Below are 23294 nucleotides of genomic sequence, written 5' to 3'. Positions count from 1 at the left end.
ATCTGGCAAACTCGCCTCTCTAAGCTCAAAACCGCGTCGGGGAAAAAAATTGCTGGGTGTCAGGTGCGTCGGAGAAACCGGGTTGTAAGTGCTTGGCGCGTCGAGGAAAAACGGAGTTTGACAACGGTGGGCGTGTTGGGTGCTGGTGATTGGGATGAGGGAGGCGCGAACCGGATTGCTTTGCACGTGGCGGGTGGTGCGCTGATTGGCGGATTAGGCGGAGGCAGTGTCGTCACAGCGGTGGGCGCTGCCGCGGGCGCAGGACTTGTCTCGAAATTGGCAAACCAACTGGATAACCTTTCGAGGAACGTGGCATCGGAAACGGGATCGGACTTGCTCGGCACTCTTGCCGCAAACGTGGCGGCGAGTACGGGCGGCGCGCTTATTGGTGGTACAGCGGGTGCGGCGACGGGTTCGGCGGTAGAGTTGTACAACCAAATACTCGATCCGAAAAAAACTGGCCTCTCAAAGGTGTGCAGTGGTCTGTGGGTATGCAATGCCTCGCTGGTGGTAACTGCGGTCCATGCAGATGCAGCTAATTCACAAGCAGCCTTAGATTCGATCTCCCCGAATTATGCAAACGTGAGCGGTTCTATTCTTTCCGGTACTGTTGGCGGTGCAGTCAATTTGGCTGATGGGACCGCTTATGCGTCCGCTGGCGTTTCGCAGTCCTTTCCCGCTCCGGCTTGGAATCCAAGCTTTGCAGCAACGATCGGTTGGATTTTTGGGGCTTACAGCGCGAACGCAACGAACGAGTTTATGAACGGCGATGGGAATCAATTCGCAGTGTCAATACCGACGCCTTTACCGCTGAGTATAGTAGGAGGTATCACACACGCATATGGAGGGGCAACAGCTGTGGAAAATAGGCCTTGGTTCATCTAGTGGAATCGCAGCGGGCATAACGCCTTGGAGTCATTCCTTTCCATTATTGGATAATAGAAAATGAGGTTGCCTATGGTTGGATTACCTGGTCCCACAGAGGAGCGGCACAAAAAACTGACCCAAAAAGGAAAGGTATTTTATTGGTGTACCGTTGCAGTGGTGTTTTCATCATTGCCACGCTATGGATTGTGAAACTCATGAATAGCTGACCAATTGAATGACCCAGCTTGGATGATGTTGTGATATGACTAAATCATTTGGGATGAAAGTGGGCGAATTGCATCGCCCTTCACATTGCGGGTGGCGCGCTAATTGGTGGTCTTGGAGGCGGCGGCATTGGTAGCGCGGCGCAAGGCGCGGCAGGCGTCACCGTAATGGGGCAAGCAACCAAATTGAGATTTAACTCGAAATGAAGCATATGAATTCGATATCGAAAATTATTATCGGCAAGCCAACGTTGCCGAATAAATTTGTATCAGAAGACTATGATAGATTTTTATTTTATGACTTTTTTTTGAGGGCGGAGCCCGCCTTTTTTATAGAGTTGCAGAACGCTGTTTTACATCGGCAAGGAATAGATGGTTATTGCGCAAATACCTTGAAACCGCTAATGAAAATTTCGCAAGCGGAAAATCGGGCAGAGAAAATAAAAATATTGGATGACGAGCTTGTTGATGCTGGAAATCCATTTGGATTTATTGTTTTTTCGGATGAAGGGCGATGGGTGATGGCGCAAGATATACCCGTAAATTGGGGAATTCTTGCTTTCAGAAGTAACGACACGGAGATGGTATCGGTATTCGATGCGATTAAAAAAGATTGGTTCCTTTCCCTAGACGATTTCGCGAAAGCTCAGCATAATTCCTGCTCGGTTTTTCACGAAGTGTTTGATCGAGACTTTATAAGTAAAATTATTAGAAATTACGGGGTAAGTGCCAAGTGATGCAAGCAAGATAACAGTGGAAGCCGCTCGGCAGCGCCTACTTCAAAGTTCAACTAGCTTGCTGGCTAGTAACGATGCTTTGAGACTTCTTTGCGCAGTTTCTTTCCGGAACCGAAGAAGGCATTTGCAGTGCATTGGATACCCGAACAGGGTGAGGATACTTATTGGATTCTGGTCAATTCGACAGAGATTGCGAAAATTGATATTCCCAGATGGGCGTATGCGGAGAGTGACCCTCCCTCGTTGAAGATAATCGCTTTTGATATCTACCAGAAAAAGCGGCATTCGCGTGATGTTCGACAACGCTTGGAGATCGGAGCCGACTCAATAACGGGGTAGTTAAACCTACGTCTTATACACATTTTTTGCCTGATTTTTGAGCGTCCCTCGCGGAACCCCTTGAAAGATTGGGATCGGGACTGAGAGGTGCTAAAAGACACGGTTTAAACGCTCATTTTGATCGCTGTAAGTCATTGATTAATGGCGGTGAAACGAATGTTCCTTCAGCCAACGCGGTATCGGCGATAGCATCCGAATATGCTTGATAGACGCGGATGATTCTATTGTCGCAGACGGCGCGGATTTGGCGATCGATGATGCAATAGCTAGAGCTTTGAATTTGGCATGTGTGCGTGAGGCAGAAATGAGAAGTCTTGCGTTGTTCTGACGTGGTTGGCTTTGAGATGAATGTACCTTTTCTGAAAGCCGACGCGGCTTAGGAGATTCCTAAGCTCACTTAATGTTCCAGCATACTCATTGAAAAAACTTAGTTCGATTCGGGTTTAACTGGACGGCAAGACTGCTTGCTCCAGTGAGTCTGAAACGCACAGAAGTCATAGAAACGGATTCATACTAAGCATGAAAATTTGTAGAAGGCTGGCGGCTTTGCCGCTTATAGCCTTGATACCACTCGCAGTCCACGCGCAGCAAGCGCCGAGCATGGCAGACGAAGCGGCAGCGACACGCGCCAACGCCCAGCAAGAACAACAGGTCCAGCAGCAACGCGAAGCGCAGCAACGCGACGACGCCGTGCAAGCTCCCGCCGTGCGTTCAGCCGTTCCCGGTGCTCAGGACTTTTCAACCCTGCCAACCGAATCGCCGTGCTTTCGCATCAACACGTTCACGCTCGACGTTCCACCAAGCCTGCCCGACGCGATACGCGCCAAAGGCGCATCGGCCTTACCGCTCGATCCGTTTGCGTTCGCGCGTGAGTGGCTCGGCCACTACACCGATCAATGCATCGGCAAAGAAGGCGTGAACCTGCTGACCAAGGGCTTGCAGCAAGCGATCCTGAGTCGCGGCTACATCACCACACGCGTGTTGTTACCCGAGCAAGACCTGTCGCATGGCACGCTCAAGTTCGCGCTGGTCCCCGGCGTCATTCGTGACATACGGTTCGCCGAACCCATGTCACGGGGCTCGTGGAAAACCGCTTTCCCCACAAGACCCGGCGACGTCCTCGACTTGCGCGACCTTGAACAAGGCATCGAACAGATGAAGCGCGTCGCCAGTCAAGATGCGGACATGAAGATCGAGCCGACCGACATCCCCGGCGAGAGCGATGTCGTGCTCACGGTCAAGCGCGGCAAGCCTTATTCGTTCGTCGCATCGGTCGATAACTCGGGCAGCCGCGCGACGGGTAAGCTCCAAGGCAACCTCAGTCTCGGCATCGACAATCTCCTTGGCCTGAATGACGTCCTCACTGTCGGCGCAAATCAGGACCTCGAGTTCGGCGACAAGGGCTTGGGCTCGCATGGCTTCAACGGATCGTATTCGATGCCATGGGGCTATTGGACCGCGACCGTCTTCGGCAACACCAACACGTACTATCAACAGATCGCGGGCGCCAACCAGACCTTCGTGTCGAGTGGCAACTCACAGACCGCCGGCGTCAAACTCGCGCGCGTCTTACATCGCGGACAAAGCGACGTGTTCGGCACCTACGTGCAACTGTCGAAGCGCTTCGGCGCGAGCTTCATCGACGACACCGAGATCGAACTCCAGCACCGCAACAACACGTTCCTGGAACTTGGTCTGACGGATCGGCATTACCTGGGTGGTGCGCAGTTCGACGGCACGCTTGCGTTTCGCCAGGGCATCGGCGCATTTGGCGCGACGCCCGATCCATCCTTGCCGCCCGACCCGAATATCGCACCGACGCCGGCGACCAAGCCAAGCGGCCCGACTTACCGCTTCCACATGGCCGTGCTCGATGCGAACCTCTCGGTGCCGTTAGCCATCGCAAATCAAGCGCTTCGCTACGTGACGACGATCCACGGCCAGTACACGAACGACACGCTCAACTACATCGACGATCTGACCATCGGCAGCCGCTATACGGTGCGTGGCTTCGACGGTGAACAGATGCTCGCGGCCGAACGCGGCTTCTACTGGCGCAACGAGCTGCAAGCGCCGATCGGAAAGACGGGGCAAGCGCTCTACGCAGGCATCGACTATGGACGCGTGTTTGGCCCGAACACGGCGTTCCTCGCGGGAACGCAGCTCGTGGGCGCGGTAATCGGCATTCGCGGCGGCGTCCCAACGAAATATGCTGGATTGAGTTACGACCTTTTTGCCGGCACGCCAATCTACAAGCCGTCAGGGTTTCCAACCTCACGCGTTACGGTTGGATTCCAGATGACGGCCCAACTCTAAGTCATCGCGAAGGGGCGTACTTGAAAGTACGACCCCTCGCTCGGGCACTGAGCGAGCAGGCGTCACACCCTTAGCCTTCTTCCTGATCATCCTCCCCGCACCAAATCCCGATGCGTCAAATAAAGCCGTAGATCGAACTCGATTTGGTGATACCCCGGCTGCATCAATTCGCAGAGCCGGTAAAACGCCTTGTTGTGATCGTTCTCTTTCAGATGCGCGAGTTCATGCACGACAATCATCCGAAGAAACTCGGGAGCCGTATCCTTGAAGAGCGATGCGATCCGTATCTCTTTCTTCGCCTTGAGCTTGCCGCCCTGCACACGTGAAATCGCCGTATGGAGTCCGAGCGCATGACGCAGCACATCGAGCTTGCTGTCGTAGATGACCTTGTCGATGGAAGGCGCCACGCGCAGAAACTCGCTCTTGAGCTCCGCACAGTATTGATAGAGCGCGCGGTCGGACTGCACCGCGTGCTTCTGCGGATAACGCGCTTCGAGATAGCTGCCGAGCTGTTGCTGGGCAATCAATCGGCGCACTTTGTCCTGTAGCGTATTCGGATAAGCGCTCAGGTATTTCAGCTGTTGCATGACGATAAAAGTCGATAGATAAAGATGCACGAAGGCGCGCACGCGCAGCGTTGTTTTATTCATTCTAGTCAACGCTGGGCCATCTCGCCGCCGAAAGAACCATGAGCGGTGTTGCAGGTCCCGCATTTACGTAAGTTTCTGTATCCGCCCGCTCCGGCAGACGCGCGCCATGCGAACATCTGCGCTCTTCATTGCGAGCAGGACAAGGCAGTCATGGCATCGAGCAAGGCCCATCACGCGACCGGGTGGGCTGCGGGAATCATCGCGGCGGCAATCGTTGGCCATATGGGCAACATCGGCAGCGCGCAAGGCATCGACAAGACCAGCGGCGGCATGTATTACCTTTACCTTGCGCTGGCGTTACTTGCTGGGGTAGCCGGTGCAACCGCGCCGGACTGGCTCGAAGTCGCCTGGTGGAGCAAGAGGCGCAAGCTCTGGATCACGCATCGCACGCTGACGCATTGGGGCATCGGCTGGGGCGCCTTGCTCGCGCTTTCGTGGCATCTGCTGAGACAACATCCCGCCGCGGCGGTCGGCTTCGGGTTCGCGTGCGGCGGCATCATGCATTTGCTCGCGGACTGGCCCAACCCGCTCGGCGTGCCCTGGATCGGTCCGCGTCATTCGCTCAATCTCTGGACGAGCGGAACCTGCGACCTGATCGTGGTCGGCTTGTCATGGGTTGCCGCGTTCTATGTCGTGGACGATCTCTGGTTCCATCACGCGCATGTTCGCATGCTGCTGAACGCGGTGCATGTGCTGACCGGTCCGGCATAAAGGCATCACCCCGTTAGAATGTCCGTTGCCTAATCTCTCGCAACAGGAGCCCTTGCCGATGCAACCGAATCACGCGCGAAGCCGTTTCCTTTTCCTGATCACCGCTCTCGTGATGCTGTTCGCCTTCTCCGGGTGCGCGAGTCTGCTCAACCGCGACAGCATGCGCGTGAGCGTCGCGGGCATCGAACCGCTCGAAGGGCAGGGGCTCGAAATGCGCTTCGCCGTGAAGCTGCGCGTGCAGAATCCGAACGATACCGCCGTGAACTTCGACGGCGTCGCGCTCGATCTCGACGTCAACGGCCGTTCCTTCGCAAGCGGCGTCAGTCCGCAAAGCGGCACGGTGCCGCGCTTCGGCGAAGTCGTGGTGTCGGTGCCGGTGACGGTGTCGGCGGTATCGGTGGCGCGTCAGGCGCTCGGCTACGCATCCGGCGACTCGGTCAGCAAGGTCTCCTACGTCGCGCGCGGCAAGCTCGCGGGCGGTCCATTCGGCGGCACGCGTTTCTCCGACTCCGGCACCGTCGACCTTCCCGGCGGCAACGGCGCGTTGGGTTACTGAGCAGCCCGTCTTCGGGCTGTCGCGCGTTCGTCATCGTGACGGAATAAGGTGCCCTGACGAGCGCTCGCGCATTGTGCATCCGCACATGGTCCATCCAAGGCTTCCGCACGACGGGGCGCATAATCCTGCAGAGCATCCGACAGACTCGAAAAGACTGAGGAGGGCACCATGCTGGTCAGGAACGAAGCGCAGGTCGAACATCTCATCAAGGATCTGCTCGAATTCGCACGCGGGCGTCTGCCTGACGCCGCCTTCCAGCTCATCGAGCCTTTCCTGCGTCATTACTACGACCAGGTGGATATCGAGGATATCGCGAGCCGCGATATCGCCGATCTCTACGGCGCGGCCATGGCGCACTGGCAAACGGCGCAGCAGTTCGCGGGCGGGCGCGAGGTCCTGCGCGTCTACAACCCCAATCTCGAACAGCACGGCTGGCATTCCGACCATACGGTGGTCGAGATCGTCAACGACGACATGCCTTTCCTCGTCGATTCCGTGACCATGGAGCTGAACCGTCTCGGTCTTGCGCTGCATTCGGCCATTCATCCGGTGTTTCGCGTGTGGCGCGCGGATGCCGGGCCGCACGCCGGCGAGATCGTGCGTATAGGACAAGGTCACGCCGATGCAGGCGATGGCCGCTCGTCGCTCGAATCGTTCATTCATTTCGAAGTGGACCGCTGCAGCGAAGGCGAGCGGCTCGAAGAAGTGCGCGAGAGCATTGCGCGCGTGCTCGGCGACGTGCGCGAGGCGGTCGAGGACTGGCCGAAAGTGGTCGATGCGGCGCGCGCGTCCATTGCCGATCTGAAAGCGCGCGATACGTCTCCCGACGGTCTCGAAGCGCGCGCCTTTCTCGAATGGATGGTGGCCGATCACTTCACGTTCCTCGGCTGCCGCGATTACGACCTCGTCGAGCACGAAGACGGTCTCGCGCTGCGCGGCGTGCCGGGTTCGGGAGCGGGCATTCTGCGCGAGCCGGCGGGCGGCGATCTCACGCCGCTGCCGCCGGGCGCGGCTGCTATCGTCGAAGGCGCGGCGCCGATCTTTCTGACCAAGGCGAATTCGCGTGCCACGGTGCATCGGCCGGGCTATCTGGATTACGTCGGCGTGAAGCGCATCTCGCCCGACGGCAAGGTCACGGGCGAACGGCGCTTTCTCGGGCTTTACACATCGACGGCTTATCTCGTGCCGACCTCCGAGATTCCTATTGTGAGGCGCAAGTGCGCGAACATCGTGCGGCGCGCGGGCTTCCTCGAAAAAGGGCATCTCGCGAAGTCGCTCATCTCCGTGCTCGAACAATATCCGCGCGACGAACTTTTCCAGGCCGATGAAGACGTGCTCTTCGACATCGCGCTCGGCGTGCTGCGTCTGCAGGAACATCAGCGCACGCGTCTGTTCGTTCGGCGCGATCGCTTCGACCGCTTCGTGTCGTGTCTCGTCTTCGTGCCGCGCGACAAGTTCAACACCGACCTGCGCCGCCGCATTTCCAAAGTACTGATGGAGGCGTTCAACGGCAAGAGCATCGAGTTCACGCCGCTGTTGTCGGAGTCGCCGCTGGCGCGAATTCATATCGTCGTGCGCACGGATCGTGGCGCAATGCCCGAAGTCGATACGCGCGAACTCGAAGCGCGCGTCGTGCAAGTCGCGCGCCGCTGGCAGGACGATCTCGCCGATGCGCTCATCGACAGTCACGGCGAGGAAGAGGGCAACCGGCTGTTGCGCCGTTATGCGGATTCGTTTCCCGCCGGTTATCGCGAGGATTATCCGGCACGCACGGCGGTGCGCGATATTGAACTGATCGAGGCGACGCATTCGCGCCCCGGCGGTCTCGCAATGAGTCTTTATCGGCCGATCGAAGCGGCCATAGAACCGGGACGGCGCGCGTTTCGCTTCAAGGTGTATCGCGTGGGCGAGCCGATCGCGTTGTCCGCAAGCTTGCCGATGCTCGAACATCTCGGCGTGCGCGTGGACGAGGAGCGGCCGTATCTGATCGAGCCGAACGGCGCGCCTACCGCGTGGATTCACGATTTCGGTCTCGAATTGCAGGACGACGTGGAGTTCGATATCGACCGCGTGAAGCCGCTCTTCGAAAACGCGTTCGCGAGCGTCTGGACGGGCGAAACCGAGAGCGACGACTTCAATCGCCTCGTGCTGCGCGCGCAGTTCGGCGCACGCGACGTGACCATCATGCGCGCGTATGCGAAGTATCTGCGGCAGGTCGGCTCGAATTTCAGCGACGCGTATATCGAACGCGCGCTCACCGGCAATCCGAAGATCGCGACGAAGCTGCTCGAACTTTTCATGGTGCGTTTCGATCCCGCACGCGGCGGTTCGGCCGAAGAGCGCGAACCCCACGTCGAGCGCGTGCTCGCCGATATCGAAGCGGCCCTCGACAAGGTGCCGAATCTCGATGAAGACCGCATTCTGCGGCAGTTCCTCGGCGTCATCACGGCGACCGTACGCACGAATCATTTCCGCCGCGAGCCGAACGGAGAACCGCGTCCGTATCTGTCGTTCAAGCTCGATCCTTCGAAAGTGCCGGGTCTGCCCGAACCCAAGCCGATGTTCGAGATATGGGTCTACGCGCCGCGCGTGGAAGGCGTGCATCTGCGCGGCGGCCGCGTGGCGCGCGGCGGCTTACGCTGGTCGGACCGGCGCGAAGACTTCCGCACCGAGGTGCTTGGCCTCATGAAGGCGCAGATGGTGAAGAACGTGGTGATCGTGCCGGTCGGTTCGAAGGGCGGTTTCGTCGTGAAGAATCCGCCGCCGCTCACCGACCGCGAAGCGTTTCTCGCGGAAGGCGTCGCGTGCTATCAGATGTTCCTGCGCGGCCTGCTCGATGTCACCGACAACCGCAAGCCCGATGGCATCGTGCCGCCGCCCGATGTCGTGCGCCACGATCCCGACGATCCGTATCTCGTCGTCGCGGCGGACAAAGGCACGGCCACCTTCTCCGATTATGCGAACGCCATTGCGCATGAATACGGCTTCTGGCTCGACGATGCCTTCGCCTCGGGCGGCTCGGTTGGCTACGATCACAAGAAGATGGGCATTACGGCGCGTGGCGCGTGGGAGTCGGTCAAGCGGCATTTCCGCGAGATGAATTTCGATACGCAGACCACCGACTTCACCGTGGTCGGCGTCGGCGACATGTCGGGCGATGTGTTTGGCAACGGCATGTTGCTGTCGCGGCATATCCGCCTGATCGCGGCGTTCGATCATCGGCATGTGTTCCTCGATCCGAATCCGGATGCGGCCACGAGCTTCGAGGAACGTCAGCGTCTCTTTGCGTTGCCGCGTTCGAGCTGGGCCGATTACGACACCGCGTTGATTTCGGCGGGCGGCGGCATTCATGCGCGCACGGCGAAGACCATTCCCGTGTCACCGCAAGTGCAGAAGGTGCTGGGCATCACGGCATCGAGTCTTGCGCCCGTCGAGCTGATCCGCGCGATTCTGCTCGCCGAAGCCGATCTGCTCTATAACGGCGGCGTCGGTACGTATGTGAAATCGAGTATCGAGACCAACGCGCAAGTCGGCGATCGCACCAACGACGCCGTGCGCGTGAACGGTGCGGAACTGCGCTGCAAGGTCGTCGCCGAAGGCGGCAATTTGGGCTTCACGCAACTGGGGCGCATCGAGTTCGCGCAGCGGGGCGGACGCATCAATACGGATGCCATCGACAATTCGGCGGGTGTCGACTGCTCGGATCACGAAGTCAACATCAAGATTTTGCTCGGCCTCGTGGTCGCGGACGGCGAGATGACCGAGAAGCAGCGCAACGTGCTGCTCGCGGAAATGACGGACGAAGTGGGCCTGCTCGTGTTGAAAGACAACTACGCGCAGACGCAGGCGTTGTCGATTGCGAACCGGCACGTCGCTGAGACGCTCGATGCCGAGGCGCGCATGATGCGTTATCTCGAACGCGCGGGCCGGCTCAAGCGCAAGATCGAGTTCCTGCCATCCGACGACGAAATCGCCGAGCGCGCCGCTGCAAGGTCCGGACTGACATCGCCCGAACGCGCCGTGCTGCTTGCCTACGGCAAGATGTGGCTCTACGACGAATTGCTCGAATCCGACGTGCCGGAAGATCCGCTCGTCGCCGATCTGCTGCCCGCGTATTTTCCGAAGCCGCTGCAGCGCCGTTTTAGCGCGACCATGCAGCATCATCCGCTCAAGCGCGAGATTCTCGCCACGCATCTGACCAACGTGCTCGTGAATCGCACGGGTTGCACGTTCGTGCATCGGCTGATGGAGGAAACCGATGCGCGGCCGAGCGATATCGTGCGCGCCGCATTGATGGCGCGCGACGTCTTCAGCCTCGATGACTTGTGGCGCAATATCGACGGACTGGACAATCTCGTCGCGGATGAAGTGCAGGCACGCATGTTCGTCGATGTCGTGCGTCTGCTCGACGACACCGCACTCTGGTTTCTGCGAACGCTCGAACAAAGTCCGAACGATACGGCGGGCGTGCTCGCGCGTTGCCGTGAAGCCGCGCATAGGCTCGCGCCGCAACTGCCCGCGCTCTTGCCGGCCACGCAACTCGATGCCTGGTACGCGCGCCGTCGTGAACTCGAAGACGCCGGCGTGGAAAGCAGTCTCGCCGCACGTGTCGCGAGTGGCGAGATTGCCACGGCGGTGCTCGATAGCGCGGAAGTGGCCGCCTGCTCGGAGCGTGGTCTCGAAATCGTGGCGAGCGTCTACTTCGGCATCGGCACGTTGCTGGATTATCGCGGTATCGCCGAGCGCGCGATGACTTTGCCCATCACCACGCACTGGGACTTGTTGGCCCGCGCCGCCGCGCTCGAAGAGCTCGGCCGGCTCAAGCGTGCGCTGACGGTGAGTGCGCTCGAACAGTCGAGAGGCATCGACGATCCGGATGTGATCGTGGAGAGTTGGCGCGCCAAACGCGAGGCGGCGCTCGACCGCTACACGCGCTTGCTCACCGAGCTTCGAGCGAGCGGCGGCACGAGTCTGTCGATGCTGCTCGTCGTGGTGCGCGAAATGGCGGTGCTCGAACGCGCCTGAATCAGCGGCGCTTTTTCCTGGTGGCTTTCGGTGGCGTGAGCGCGGCGGTCCAGAAGTCGGCTACTTGCTTCTGGCTGCGGCGCGTCGCCGTTTTCGTTTGTCGCCTGGCGGCCGCCGTTGCGTGGCCGCGCACCGATCCGGCCACGGCATTGGCGCCGGACAACCACATGCTCAGAAAAGGGTTCTTCATGGCGTTTGTCTGATGGTTGCGTTCGTTGATTCGTTTTCAACGCATCTCGAACGCACGGGACGTGCCCGCGCGGTGCGGTTGTGGTATTGCTTGGACGAAGCCTTGACGATCGAGGTTTTCGGTGAACGCAACATTCGCGCTGCGCCTTGCAGATGGCGGGTTGGCGCTGCGACCTTGATCGGCAAGAGAAGAAAGTAGCGACGCGCTTGGCAAATGCCGGGGCATCGCCTACGTCCTGCATGCCATTTCACGCCGCCGCGTTTGTAACGGGCGACGGACTGACAGGAGCACGGGGTCATGGCTATCGTGCACGCCACAGCGGCCTTCGCGGCCGCGTTGATGGGACTGACGCTCGCGCCCTTCGGCAAGCGCGCGCCGGCGCGGGACATCCGGGTGGCGCGCGCGTCGCTCTCGCTTCGTTTCAGCTCGCTGTTCTCCGTGCCGCCGTTCAAGCGGCATGCGCATGGTGCCGCATCGCAAGCCATTGCAGTGCCCGCGAGCATCGAACCCAATTCGTCCTTGCGCGATACGCTCGAATGCCTTCCGCTCGCGATCCTGATTCTGCAAGCCGATGGCCGTATCGAGTTCGTGAACGGCAGCGCCGAAAAGCTGCTCGGTTATGCGCGCTGCGAGCTGATCGGCGAACTCGCGGAGCTCGTCGTGCCCGGCTTGCAGATGGCGAGCCTGCAGCAGCCTGGCGATATCGGCACGACCGTCGCGCAACTCTTCGCACGCCGCAAGGACGGCACGCAGTTTCTGGCCGATGTCGCCCTCAACGCGATGCACGGCAGCGACGCCTGCCTCACGCTTGCGGTGGTCATCGACCGCACGGACCGTTACGAGCTGCAGCGCAATCGCCAGGAACTGGCGCATATGACGCGCGTGTCGATGCTCGGCGAACTTGCAGCATCGCTCGCGCATGAGTTGAATCAGCCGCTCACAGCCATACTCAGCAACGCGCAGGCGGCGCAGCGCTTCATGAGCCGCGAGCCGATCGACCTCGACGAAATGCGCGAGATTCTGCGCGATCTCGTCGCCGACAACAATCGTGCGAGCGAGATTTTGCGACGCATTCGCGCGCTCGTGAAAAAGGGCGAGCTGGAAGTCGCGCCCTTGTCGATGGCTGGCGTGATCGGCGATGTCGCGTTGCTCGTGCATAGCGACGCGATCGTGCGCGGCATTCGCGTCGTGCTCGACTTGGCGCCCGACTTGCCGCAGATCCAAGGCGATAAGATTCAGCTGCAACAGGTCGTGCTGAACCTGCTGCTGAACGCCTTCGACGCGATGAACGATTGCACCGGCAAGCGCGTCGTGACCGTATCGGCTGCGCGTGATGGCGATGCGTGGCTGCAAGTCACCGTGCGTGATGAAGGCGAGGGCTTGCCCGCTGCTTTCACGGACGAACTCTTCAAGCCGTTTCATACGTCGAAGCGCGATGGTCTCGGGCTTGGGCTTTCCATCAGCCGCACTATCGTGGAGATGCACGGCGGGCGCATCTGGGCGGAGAGCAACAGCGGACATGGGGCGGCGTTTCATTTCAGGTTGCCGATTCGGGATCACGTAAGGACCGCGCCATGAGCGAAGTCTTCATCGTCGACGACGATGCTTCCGTGCGCCGCGCGCTCGAGCGTCTAGTGGGCGCGGCGGGTTATCGCGTGGAGGCGTTTGCATCGGCACAAGCGTTTCTCGATCATGCGCGCAAGCGCGCGGACCCCGCGTGTCTCGTGCTCGATGTGCAGTTGCCGGGCGTGAGCGGACTCGACCTGCAGCGCGCGTTATGCAACACGAGCGAGACCTTGCCGATCATCTTCATCACCGGTCACGGCGATATTCCGATGACGGTGAGCGCCATGAAAGCGGGCGCGACGGATTTTCTGTCAAAGCCCGTTGGCGATACGGCCTTGCTCAATGCAATCGATGCCGCGCTGCTTCGTTCGGCCGCGGCGCTAGCCAGCCGCGATGAAATGGCTGGAATTCAACGCCGTATCGAACGACTCACACCGCGCGAACGCGAAGTGCTGATACTCGTGGTGAACGGCTGGCTCAACAAGCAAGTGGCGAGTGAACTTGGCACCGTCGAAAAGACCGTGAAGGTGCATCGCGCACGTGTGATGGAAAAGATGGAAGCGCATTCGCTCGCGGAACTGGTGCGTCTGTCCGACAAGGCGGGCATCTTCGCTTCGGTCGGCGCATGCGCGGGGTACGCGAGCCGTGATCGTGGCGAGCGTGGCGCTGGCAATGCAGAGGTTCATTGAGCCGCGCCGGAAACTCAGGCGCGACTTCTTGCCGTTACGGCTTAGTGCGGGAAAGCGCCGTGTTCCGGTGCTTGCATCGGCGCGTGCTCGTGGTCGCGATTCTGCTCCATGCCGCGGTTGTCGGCGTGAAGCTCGTCCCGACGGCGTGCGTCCGGACGGCGCTCGTCGTGACGACGCGAATCGACGCGGCGTTCGTCGTGACGTTCTTCGTGACGGTACTCGTGCTTTTCATGCTTGTCGTGCTTGTCGTGCGCGGCGAACGCGCTCAGCGACAGCGAAGCCATGACGATCGCGGCGAAAATCTTCTTCATTTAAAGCGCTCCTGATTCCATGACCGCAAGCCGGATGGCTCGCGATGCGGAATCAACGTGCGCTTGGGTCTTTCGTTGACCCTTAGTATGCCGTTGTAAGGACTTTCAACATTTGTTCACAGATGTCGGCATGAGCGCGCGCCGTCAGAAGGGGCGGCGCGCGCTCATGCCGGCTGAGTCTTCGCTGGCATCTTCATGGACGAGCTTTTGAATCTCGATGCTCAGATACTCACGCAAGGTGCCGAGAAAACGCGGCTCCACTGCCAGCCGCAAGCGATCGAAGCGATGATTCACACGGCTGCGTTCGAGCATTTCGGCAACGGTTCGGGCGAATTGCCGGTCGCGTTCATTGGACTGCGGGGCGCGGGGCGCCGGGTTACGAAGCTCCTCGATTTGCCTGAGGTCAAGCTTAAGCCCTCTGGTTTCGAAGATCCGGGCACGGCTGTCATCGGCGGCCAGAACCCAGGTGATGGCGGTCATGTTGCTCCTCCTCCTCGCGGCCTTGAGCGCGAAGTCCCGACATTGTGCGCTTTCTCTCGCGCGTCGTCAGACATGTCTGTCACGCAGTGCAGCAAAGCGCGCGGCGGGTTCCAGGAGGAGCAACGATGTGAGGCAGCGTCATGCAATTTCGATGCGCCATGCACCGCAACGTAGGCGCATGGCGTCGAGTCCGCATCAATTCGCGAACGACAAATACGGCGAGCTGAAAGCCTGCGGCGGGAAGAGCGGCTGCACGCTGGTTTGCCGCGTGAAGCTGTATCGAACGTACACGGCAGCGAGCCATTCGCGATACTGATACGCGTTGCCGAACGAAGCCGTCGCGCCGATGGCGAGTTGCGGCGCAAGCTGGTATTCGCCCGTCGCGTTGAGCGAGTAGGACACGCCCGTCTTGCTCTGACTCGGATAGACCGCGCCGGCATCCGGTGCAAGGTTGGCCGCCGCGAACGCCGCCTGATAATTCGGCTCCGTCGGGAAGTAGTTCGACGCGTCCTGCCGATAATGCTGCACGCCGATCGAGCCCTTCAGGTCGTATGTGAAAAGCCCGGTGCGGCCCATGTATTCGACCGGAAAGTTGAGAATGACGTACTGCTGCGGACTGAAGTAGCCGCCTTGTCCGTAGGTGAAGTACGAAAGGTTCTTGTCGTAGTGCATCAAGGTGGTGTTCGCGCCAATGGTCAGCGCCTGATCCGCGTCCTTGATGATTCGCGTGTACACACCGCCGCCGCCCTTGACCGCGTTGTTCGTGGCGACGTTCTTGCCGTCGAGGAACTGGTACATCGCGTTGACATAGACACCGCTCGTGCCGTCGTCCCAGGCGAGGTCGCCGCGCGCACCGCTCGATGTCACGCCGCCCCAGGTCGCGCCCGCAAGCTGATCGCGCGCGCCGGCATAGGACAGCAGGCTGTCCGTGACCGCGCGTCGTGCGACGGCAAGCGAGTACGAGACTTTATCGGTGATGGCGTTCTGATACTGCAAACCGCCGACGACGTTGGTCTCGCGAAAGCCGAGCGGCGTCGTGCCGACGTCGCCCTTGAAGTTGCGGTTCTCGTAACCGACCGCGAGTCCCACGCCGGTCGCCGTCTGAGAGCCGTACTGGTTGCCGGCGGCCGGAGCGATCGCGTTGATGCCGGAGCCGAAGCGCGCGAGCGTGTTCTGCTCGCTGCTGGCGGTGCCGGCGTCGAGCGTGACGGGCGTCGCGCGCACGATCACGTGGCCGTTGCCGGCCTTGATGCGGCCTTCGATGGGCGCTTCGATATCGGTGAGGTTCGAGAGACCGTCTTCGCCGTTTCGATTGCGGAAGATGATCCCGCCCGACACCGTGCTGGCCTGTTCCCGCTCGATCTGCGCGAGTTCATCGGCGACGCCTGCAGTTTGCGGATTCGCGACGGGCGCGGGCATGCCGCCTGTGTTCATCGTGGCGGCGGACGCGGCGCGCTGCCCGGCTTGCGCGGCTTGCGGATAATACGGCTGCGCGTAACCGGCGGGTGGTTGCGGCACGTACTGTTGCTGGGCGTATTGCGGTGGATAGGGTTGTTGATATTGCTGTTGCGGATACTGTTGCTGCGGGTAGGGCTGCTGATATTGCTGCTGCGCATAAGCTTGCTGATACGGCTGCTGATATTGCTGCTGCGGATAGCCTTGCTGCGCATAAGCCTGCTGACCATACGACGCCTGCGCGTACTGCTGCTGCGGCGCGTTGGCGGCTTTACGCGATGCCGAGCGCTTCGCCGTCGATGTACCCGCCCGAGTGCTCGCGCTTTGCGGCGCATAAGCTTCCGACTGCGCGGCTTGCGCCGCGGGCGACATCGGCCAGGGCGAACTGTTATACGCGTCCTGAGCGGCAGACGGCGCGCCTTGATACATCGGCGCTTGCTGCGGATACGGCGCGGGCTGCGCGTATTGACCTTGTTGCGGATATGAAGCGGGTTGCGCGTACTGCGCTTGCTGAGGATACGAAGCCGGCTGCGCATACTGAGTCTGCTGACCCGGATAAGCCTGCTGCGCGCCACCCACGCCCTGATCCTGTCCCGGGTACGGCTGCAACGGCGCACCGGATTGCCCCGAGCCATAACTGTCGGGACCATAGCCGCCCTCGACCGGACGCGGCACACTGGCAGGCACGACCCCGCCACCCGACTCCCCCGAGCCATCCGCCGCACCGCCATACCCTCCGCCCGCAACCGGACGAGGCACATTGGCAGGCGCCCCCGGCGCGCCGTTATAAGGACTCACATAAGGCGCGGAATAAGGCACGGTCTGAGGAGGCGGCAAATAGTTCGGCACGGGCTGCGAATAAGTCGGTGTGATGTTCTGGCGATACCCCCGAAACGCATTCGATCCGGCGGCAAGCGCGGACGGCGCCGTATCGACGGCGGTCTTGCCTTCGAATGGATTGGTGCCCGGCAACGGCATCGTGCCGATACGGCTCATCGCGGTCTGCCAGTCGCGCGGCAGGTTGCTCGCTGGCTGACCGGGAGCAGGCGCGAGCGGCGTATTGGCCGCAAGCAGCGAGCGCTGCAGGAACTGCGCGGCGAGATCGAGCTTGCCTTCTGCCCGATACATCCTCCCGATCGATGCAAGCACGCCCGGATCGTTCGGCGCGGTGTCGTACGCCTGTTTGGCAAGCGTCTCCGCCAGCTTGAAATCGCGCACGCCGGTGGCGGCCGACATCGCGGCGGCTTGCAGATTCACGTCGTCCGGACGGCGCGCGAGCGCAGTTCGATAGCAGTTGAGCGCGCTGCGGTCGTCGCCCGCCGAGGTGTACATGCGGCCGAGCGCGGCCTGCAAGTCGGCGTTGTCGGGCATCGCGGCGAGCCAAGGTGCGATCACGTCGTAAGCCGCCGCGAGATTGCCGCTCTGGCGCACGTTGTCCGCCCGCGCGATCACGATTCCGACGTTCAGATTGTTGAAGTCGGCGCGTTGCTGCGCGGTGAGCGGCATCGACTGCAGTCGGCGCATCACGGAACCGAGTTCGGCGTCCTGCTGGGTCTGCGAGAGAATGCCCGCGTATTGCAGCAAGAGACCGGGATCGTTCGGCGAATTGGCGATCGCGCCGCGCGTGAGCGAGAGTGCGCGCGATGCATCGCCCGCTTTCAGATACGCCGACGCCACCGCGCCCGTCAGTTCCGCGTTGCCGGCAGCAAGCGGCTCGGCGCGACGCAGAATCGCATAGGCCTGCTGGCGCTGACCGGCCGCGGCGGCGCGCGTCGCGAGTTCGGTCTGCTGATGCACCCAAAGACGATGTTGCAACGCGCCCATCGCCGGCGTGCGCTGCGCGGCGGGAATCCGGTCCAGTTGCGATAGACCCGTCGACCAGTCCTGTGTTTCGGCGGACAGAAGGGCGCTCGCGTAGAGCGCGTCGGTCATGTCGGGGTGCGCCGCGAGCAAGCCGTCCATCATGCTGCGCGCATTGCCGACCCCGCCCTGACGCACGTAAATGCGCGCGAGGTCGAGCCTAAGCCACGGATCGTCGGGGCTATTGAGCAGCGCGTCCTCGAAGAGACTGCGCGCCGTACCCAGATCGCCGCGTGCTTCGGCGGCGCGTGCCTGCGCGGCTTGCGCATCGCCACGCAGCTTGTTGATGCCGCCGGCTTTCGCCTGTTGCTCCGAGTTCAGCTTGTTGGCGAATTCGAGCGCTTCATCGCCGCGCCCCTGCGCCGCGAGCGCGCCGACGAGTCCGCGAATGGCATCGGGATTGTCCGCCTGACGCCGCAACGCCATGCGATACGCCGCTTCCGCGCCCTTCGGATCGCCATTCGCGAGCAGCATTTCGCCGAGCAGCGTCTGCGCGGTGACATCGGCGGGACTCGTCGCGATGGCGCGTTCGAAGAGCGCCTTGGCCTTCGCGATCTCGCCGTTGCTGCGTGCGCCGATGGCATCGCTCGTATAGGTCCAGTACGTCGCGCTCGTCAGCGCGTCCTTCCAGCGCGCCGGATTGCCGGCCCGCGACGCGCGTTCGAGATAGCTGCGCGCTTCCGCGAAACGCTCCTGTTTCAGCGCGATGACGCCGAGGCCGCCGAGCGCGTCGGCATCGTTCTGATCGCTTGCGAGCACCGACGAGAAGCGCGCCTGCGCCGCGACCAGATCGCCGCGATCCACGGCAGCGAAACCTTCTGCGACAGTGCGACCGCGCGCATCGACGACTGCGCCCGCCTGCGCGCGTTCGCGTGCTTCCTTGTCCTGCAGCACCATCGAATCGAAACGCGCCTTGACGGCGGCATCGTCGGGCGAACCTTGCAGATACGCCTGAAACAGCGGTGCGTCCGATGCGCGCGCGCCGAGCCACAGCAGCGCCTGCCGCCAGCTCTTCTTCGCCTGCGCGCCGACCGTGCTGTCGTTCGACAACGCCGCCAGCCGGGCGATGCCATCGCGCCGAGTCGAATCGCGATACGTCAGATGCTGCGCATAGGCGAGGGTGTAGCGCGGATCGTCGGCGTTCTGGCGCGCGAGTTGTTCGAGGCCGCGTCGCGCTTCGTCCCAGCCTTGCGGCGTCGCGGCGAGCGCCTGGTAATACTCGAGCTGAAGTTCGGGCGTCGCGGGCTTGCCTCCGATGGCACGCTTGTATTCCTGCACCGCCGACGCGCTCTGTCCGCTCTGCGCGAGACGGCGCGCGTCGTTGACGGTCTGATCGCGCGCGCTGGTTTCGCCGAGACGCCGCCCCAGATCGTCGATGTTCGGATAGTTCGGCGCGACCTGACGCAGTTGCGCGAGATACTGCTGCGCGCCGCTGCCGTCCTTGCGATCGGCGAGCACCATGCCCATGCCGAAGAGCGCATCGGGCTGCTTCGGGTCGAGGCGCAGCACCTTCTGCCACGCCTGCTCCGCGAGGTCGCCGCGCTTGTGCGACTGCCAGTATTTGCCCTGGTCGATCAACACGTTGAGCGGATCGGCACTCGTCTGCGCGATGGCGATGGCCGGCGCCGCCGCCGCGAACAATGCCGCGATGCGGATGGCCAAGGTACGTTGTCTGGCCCGCATCAGCATGCGCTTCTCCAGTTCGGCACGAGACGGCCGGATTCGTCGAAGCGATAGCGGCCTTCGACAAAGCCGCCACCGAAGAGACCGAGCACGCGGTCGTAATACACCGGTTCGCGGCCCGCGCCCGGCGGCGCGACGAGTGCTTCGAGATGCGTGCGCGCGAGGCCCAGGCCGTGCTGGTCGTTCAGCGCCTTGAAGTATGGCGCGAGCGCGCCCCAATACGAGAGCGGGCCTTCGCCGCTGGCCGTACCGGTCGTCGAAGAAACCTTCTCCGGCGGAAATCCCGTCTGCGCCACGCTCTGGCGCATGCCGCCGAGCGCGTCGAGCCAGGGCTTCGCGAGCGGATCGCCCGCTGCCGTCATGCCGGCCCAAAGATAGACGCGGATCGCGTCGTAGCTGCCGGTATCGCCGCTTTTCGGATCGACCACGAACTGGCCGTTCTGACTCGTTTGATACGCCGCCCAGTCGGGCGCATAGCCGCGCGGCGCGGTGATCTTGATCATGCGCGCGGCGCTTTGCGCGAGCTTCGCCCACGGGCCGTCGGGCATGTCGCGAGCCAATGCGCGCAGGAGCGGCAGCGGCAGATAGCTCGGGTTCAAACGCGTGACATCGCCCGTGCGAAAGCCTTGCGGACCGGGCAGCAGCATCGGCCCGAGGCCCGGCAGATCGACCACTTCCTGCTTGGCGATCTGCGCCGCGAGCGCCTGGCCGAGCTTCGTATAAGCCGGCTCCTTCCACAGCCGTCCGGCTTGCAGCAAGTCGTATGCAATCCACAAGTCCGAATCCGATGCCGAGTTCGGGTCCATCACGCCATAGCTGCCGTCCGGCTTCTTGCCCCATTGCCACGAAGGCAGACGCACGTTGTTCGCATCGAACTGATTGCCGGCCAGATTGGCGCGCGTCCAGTCGAGCAGACGGTCGAAAGTCGCGCGGTCGTTGGCGACCAGCGCGAAGAAGAGAGCGTAGGACTGGCCTTCTGAGGTGGTCTGCTGCGCGTCGGTGGAATGGTCGACGACTCTGCCATCGGCCTGCACGACGCGCTCGACGAACAACCGATACGCCGGCCATTCGCATTGCTGTGCAGCTTGTGAACTCAACGCCGCGCCGGCAAGAACACCCGCGACGGCGGCCTTCGAAATTGAACCCCGCATGTCAGTCCCTCAGACGCCGTGCGGCGAGCGAGCGCAGCGCACGATAAAACACGGCAGCGATGATGAGCGCGGCGATCACGGCGGAAAACACCAGCAGCACCGGATGCGCGGACAAGGCCCAGCGCATGTAGTGCATGGGCGAAAGCTGGCCGACGTAATAGGCTTCGCCGTTGGACGTGACCGCGACCGTGCGGCCGTGGATCACCGCCATCGCGCCTTGAATGGATGGCAACAAGTCGTTGTCGAGCAGGGCGGCGGACAAATCCGCATCCGACTGTCCCGCCGCGCTGATGAGCGCCACCGCGCTGCGCCCGCTCTTCAGCGGCGACTCGAAGCCGGTGAGAAGCGCGTCGCCGTTGGAGCTCACGAGCGACAGATCGGCGCGCGCCGGAGAACGTTCCGGGCCATGCTCGCCATGCCACCAGTCGACCAGCTTGAACGCGACATCGCTCAGCTGGAAGGTGCGCGCGTCGCCGTCGCCGGAAAAGGGCATGTTCTTCGCCCAGCGTTGCAGAAGCGGCTGGCGGCCCGGCGAGCCGAGGACCAGCAAGTCCTTGTCGGCGAAGCGGTCGACATCGTTCGCGCTCGTCACCGTGACGCCCGTGACCGGATAACCCGTCGACGCCCCCATGCGGCCCATCTCCAGCAGAAAGAGACTGTAGTCCGCCGAGTTCGGATCGTTCGGCAGCACGACCGCCGTCTGCGACAGGTCGGCCATGCGCGTGAAGGGGAAACCGCCGTTGGCGAACGCGGCCAGATCGGGCAGCGCCATGTAATGCGGGAAGCTCGAAAGATCGATGGTCGAATTCGGGTCGATGGCGCCGACGACGTTATCGAGCAGACGGCCGGTGCATTCGCCGGTCTTCGGAATGTCGTAGTAAAAGTGCATGCGCAACTGCGCGCGCGGCGAGATCAGAAGCGGCGGCAGATAAACCTCGCGGCGCGCGGCCACGGTCTTGTCCGGCATCACGCGGCTGAAGTACTGGCCGAGATCGAAGGTCGAAGTCGATACCGCCGGGATGCGCAGCGACTGCACGAATCCATTGTTCACGCTGATATTGAGCGACGAACGGTCCGGCGCCGGACGCACGGTGTAGCGATAGCTCAGATCGACCGGCACGCCCTTGGTCTGCCACATGAAGAGATCAGGCGGCACACGCAGGTTCACGCGCACGGCGTCGGCGTCGTAACCGCGCGCGGTCAGATCCTGCGCTTCGGCCAATTCACCGAAACGCACGGCGCGGTCGGACGGCAGCCAGTTCGGCGCATCGTAGGGGCGGCGCGGTTGCAGATCGGCGAATTGCGTGATCGTCGCGCTCGTGCCGGAGAACGCGTTGCGACCGACACCCAGCGCTTTCGCGGCGGTCTTCAACTCGTTGTCGTCGCGGCCCATCACGAGCAGCAAGCGCCCGCGCGCGGCGGCATCGCGTTCGACGACCGCAATGGTCGGGCCGGAAACCGGCGGCAGATCGACGCCCGCGATTTTCGCATCGCCGGTGGCGAACACGACGGCGTTGCCCGCGAGCGGGACGTTATCGGATTGTGCCGGGAAGATCGCGCCGCGATACCCCGCGAGCGAGCCGAAGTACGACGCCACGGTGCCCGCCGCTTCGAGCGCGGGCAGGCTCGGCTTGCCCGCGAAGACAAACGGCAGTTCCAGGCGGCGCACGTCGCGCCGGTCGAAGAACGGCGCGGGCAGCGCGGCGAGATCGGGCTTGCTGGCAAGCGACGCATAGGTGAGATCGAGCGAACTCGCGTTGCTGACCGTCGCCCAGAGCGTCGAATTCGACGGGTCCTCGCACTGCTGCGTGTAATGGCCGATCAGCTGAACGTTGAGGTGATTGAACTCGGTGATGAAGCGCGGATCGATGGCGATATCGCGCGCCACGAGCGTGCCGGCCTGATCGCGCGGCACGGGCAGGGTCGCCGCGACTTCGCCGTTGACGAGCACCTTCAATTGCGAGATGGACGGCAACAGCGACGGCGAATAGCTATAGATCAGATGCAGGACCGCGGCCGTCACGACTTCGTCGCCGCGCACGGAAAACGCCACGCCGTTCTGGCCATCGGTGCCGCGCATTTGCAGCGGGTCCTGCGCGCCGAGGTCCACGAAGGTAAGCGTCTGACGACGGCCGCCGGGAACGAGCGTGCCCGGATCGGCGGTAGTCGGAAGACGCGCGGCGAGCGGCGAGGACGGCTTGCCGGAGAACGCGGGAACCGGCATGGCGAGCGCGGGCTGGGCGATCGTCGCGGAGTTGTAGATCACCGCCGGGCTTGGCGCGGGCACGCTGCCGACGCCGGTGGCCTGCTGCGTCGGCGCACCGTTGGCCGCGACGGCATCCGCCGCTGCCGCGATGGACGCGAGCGGGCCGGCAAGCGCGGTCTGCAGTGCCGCGAGGAACACCAGCGCCCGCACCAGCGGGCGTTCGCAAAAACGCGGCGCGCGCTCGCCCGCATCGTGATCAACACGCAACTTCGCCATGC

At 62.2% G+C, this 23294-nt stretch carries 16 protein-coding genes; 8 read left to right on the top strand and 8 right to left on the bottom strand.

What is annotated here, in order from left to right; all coding sequences use genetic code 11:
- Window positions 1-126: 126 nt before the first annotated feature.
- Entirely contained in the window at window positions 127-885 is a 759-nt protein-coding gene (locus LDZ28_RS18955) for a polymorphic toxin type 22 domain-containing protein (protein ID WP_244828609.1), read from the top strand.
- A 418-nt stretch (window positions 886-1303) separates the two neighbouring features.
- Window positions 1304-1828: a hypothetical protein gene (locus LDZ28_RS18950; RefSeq protein ID WP_244828608.1), complete on the top strand. Its 525-nt coding sequence runs from the start codon at window positions 1304-1306 to the stop codon at window positions 1826-1828.
- Between the two features lie 451 nt (window positions 1829-2279).
- Here the strand turns inward: LDZ28_RS18950 and LDZ28_RS18945 are convergent, their stop codons facing one another.
- On the bottom strand, window positions 2280-2384 hold the full coding sequence (locus LDZ28_RS18945; RefSeq protein WP_244829717.1) for a hypothetical protein: 105 nt from the start codon (window positions 2382-2384) through the stop codon (window positions 2280-2282).
- Between the two features lie 302 nt (window positions 2385-2686).
- On the opposite strand from LDZ28_RS18945, the gene LDZ28_RS18940 reads away from it, so the two are divergent.
- Window positions 2687-4483, top strand: a complete 1797-nt coding sequence (locus LDZ28_RS18940; protein WP_244828606.1) for a ShlB/FhaC/HecB family hemolysin secretion/activation protein — start codon at window positions 2687-2689, stop codon at window positions 4481-4483.
- Between the two features lie 86 nt (window positions 4484-4569).
- Here the strand turns inward: LDZ28_RS18940 and LDZ28_RS18935 are convergent, their stop codons facing one another.
- Window positions 4570-5070, bottom strand: a complete 501-nt coding sequence (locus tag LDZ28_RS18935) for a M48 family metallopeptidase (protein WP_244829716.1) — start codon at window positions 5068-5070, stop codon at window positions 4570-4572.
- Between the two features lie 213 nt (window positions 5071-5283).
- Here LDZ28_RS18935 and LDZ28_RS18930 point away from each other — a divergent pair, with 213 nt between their 5' ends.
- The 3 genes from LDZ28_RS18930 (at window position 5284) to LDZ28_RS18920 (ending at window position 11425) form a co-directional block, all read left to right on the top strand.
- Window positions 5284-5844 carry a metal-dependent hydrolase gene (locus LDZ28_RS18930; protein WP_244828604.1) on the top strand — a complete coding sequence of 187 codons (561 nt, stop codon included), beginning with the start codon at window positions 5284-5286 and terminating at the stop codon, window positions 5842-5844.
- 58 nt (window positions 5845-5902) lie between these two features.
- Window positions 5903-6400, top strand: coding sequence for an LEA type 2 family protein (locus LDZ28_RS18925; RefSeq protein WP_244828602.1), 498 nt, complete (start codon window positions 5903-5905; stop codon window positions 6398-6400).
- Between the two features lie 168 nt (window positions 6401-6568).
- Window positions 6569-11425 (top strand): NAD-glutamate dehydrogenase, encoded by a 4857-nt coding sequence (locus LDZ28_RS18920; protein WP_244828600.1) that lies wholly within the window; start codon window positions 6569-6571, stop codon window positions 11423-11425.
- A 1-nt stretch (window position 11426) separates the two neighbouring features.
- On the opposite strand, the gene LDZ28_RS18915 is transcribed toward LDZ28_RS18920, so the two are convergent.
- A complete protein-coding gene (locus tag LDZ28_RS18915; protein WP_244828599.1) occupies window positions 11427-11615 on the bottom strand; it encodes a hypothetical protein in 189 nt (62 codons plus the stop codon).
- 297 nt (window positions 11616-11912) lie between these two features.
- On the opposite strand from LDZ28_RS18915, the gene LDZ28_RS18910 reads away from it, so the two are divergent.
- Both LDZ28_RS18910 and LDZ28_RS18905 read left to right on the top strand, forming a co-directional pair.
- Complete coding sequence (locus LDZ28_RS18910; RefSeq protein ID WP_244828596.1) at window positions 11913-13193, top strand: sensor histidine kinase; 1281 nt, start codon at window positions 11913-11915, stop codon at window positions 13191-13193.
- A complete protein-coding gene (locus tag LDZ28_RS18905) occupies window positions 13190-13870 on the top strand; it encodes a response regulator transcription factor (protein WP_244828594.1) in 681 nt (226 codons plus the stop codon). The genes LDZ28_RS18910 and LDZ28_RS18905 overlap by 4 nt, the downstream gene beginning before the upstream one ends.
- A gap of 41 nt (window positions 13871-13911) precedes the next feature.
- Here LDZ28_RS18905 and LDZ28_RS18900 read toward each other — a convergent pair whose 3' ends face one another.
- The 5 genes from LDZ28_RS18900 to bcsB form a co-directional block, all read right to left on the bottom strand.
- Entirely contained in the window at window positions 13912-14181 is a 270-nt protein-coding gene (locus LDZ28_RS18900; protein ID WP_244828592.1) for a hypothetical protein, read from the bottom strand.
- Window positions 14182-14325: 144 nt separating this feature from the next.
- Window positions 14326-14661 carry a host attachment protein gene (locus LDZ28_RS18895; protein WP_244828591.1) on the bottom strand — a complete coding sequence of 112 codons (336 nt, stop codon included), beginning with the start codon at window positions 14659-14661 and terminating at the stop codon, window positions 14326-14328.
- 195 nt (window positions 14662-14856) lie between these two features.
- On the bottom strand, window positions 14857-19659 hold the full coding sequence (locus tag LDZ28_RS18890; protein WP_370652216.1) for a cellulose synthase subunit BcsC-related outer membrane protein: 4803 nt from the start codon (window positions 19657-19659) through the stop codon (window positions 14857-14859).
- The gene (gene bcsZ / locus LDZ28_RS18885; protein WP_244828587.1) at window positions 19659-20810 is read right to left on the bottom strand and encodes a cellulose synthase complex periplasmic endoglucanase BcsZ; all 1152 of its coding nucleotides are present in this window, start codon (window positions 20808-20810) and stop codon (window positions 19659-19661) included. The genes LDZ28_RS18890 and bcsZ overlap by 1 nt, the downstream gene beginning before the upstream one ends.
- A 1-nt stretch (window position 20811) precedes the next feature.
- Window positions 20812-23292 (bottom strand): cellulose biosynthesis cyclic di-GMP-binding regulatory protein BcsB, encoded by a 2481-nt coding sequence (gene bcsB / locus LDZ28_RS18880; protein WP_244828585.1) that lies wholly within the window; start codon window positions 23290-23292, stop codon window positions 20812-20814.
- Window positions 23293-23294: the final 2 nt, after the last annotated feature.

The organism is Caballeronia sp. TF1N1 (assembly GCF_022878925.1).
In the GTDB taxonomy this organism is placed as follows: Bacteria; Pseudomonadota; Gammaproteobacteria; order Burkholderiales; family Burkholderiaceae; genus Caballeronia.
This window is presented reverse-complemented; position numbering and strand designations above follow the sequence as displayed.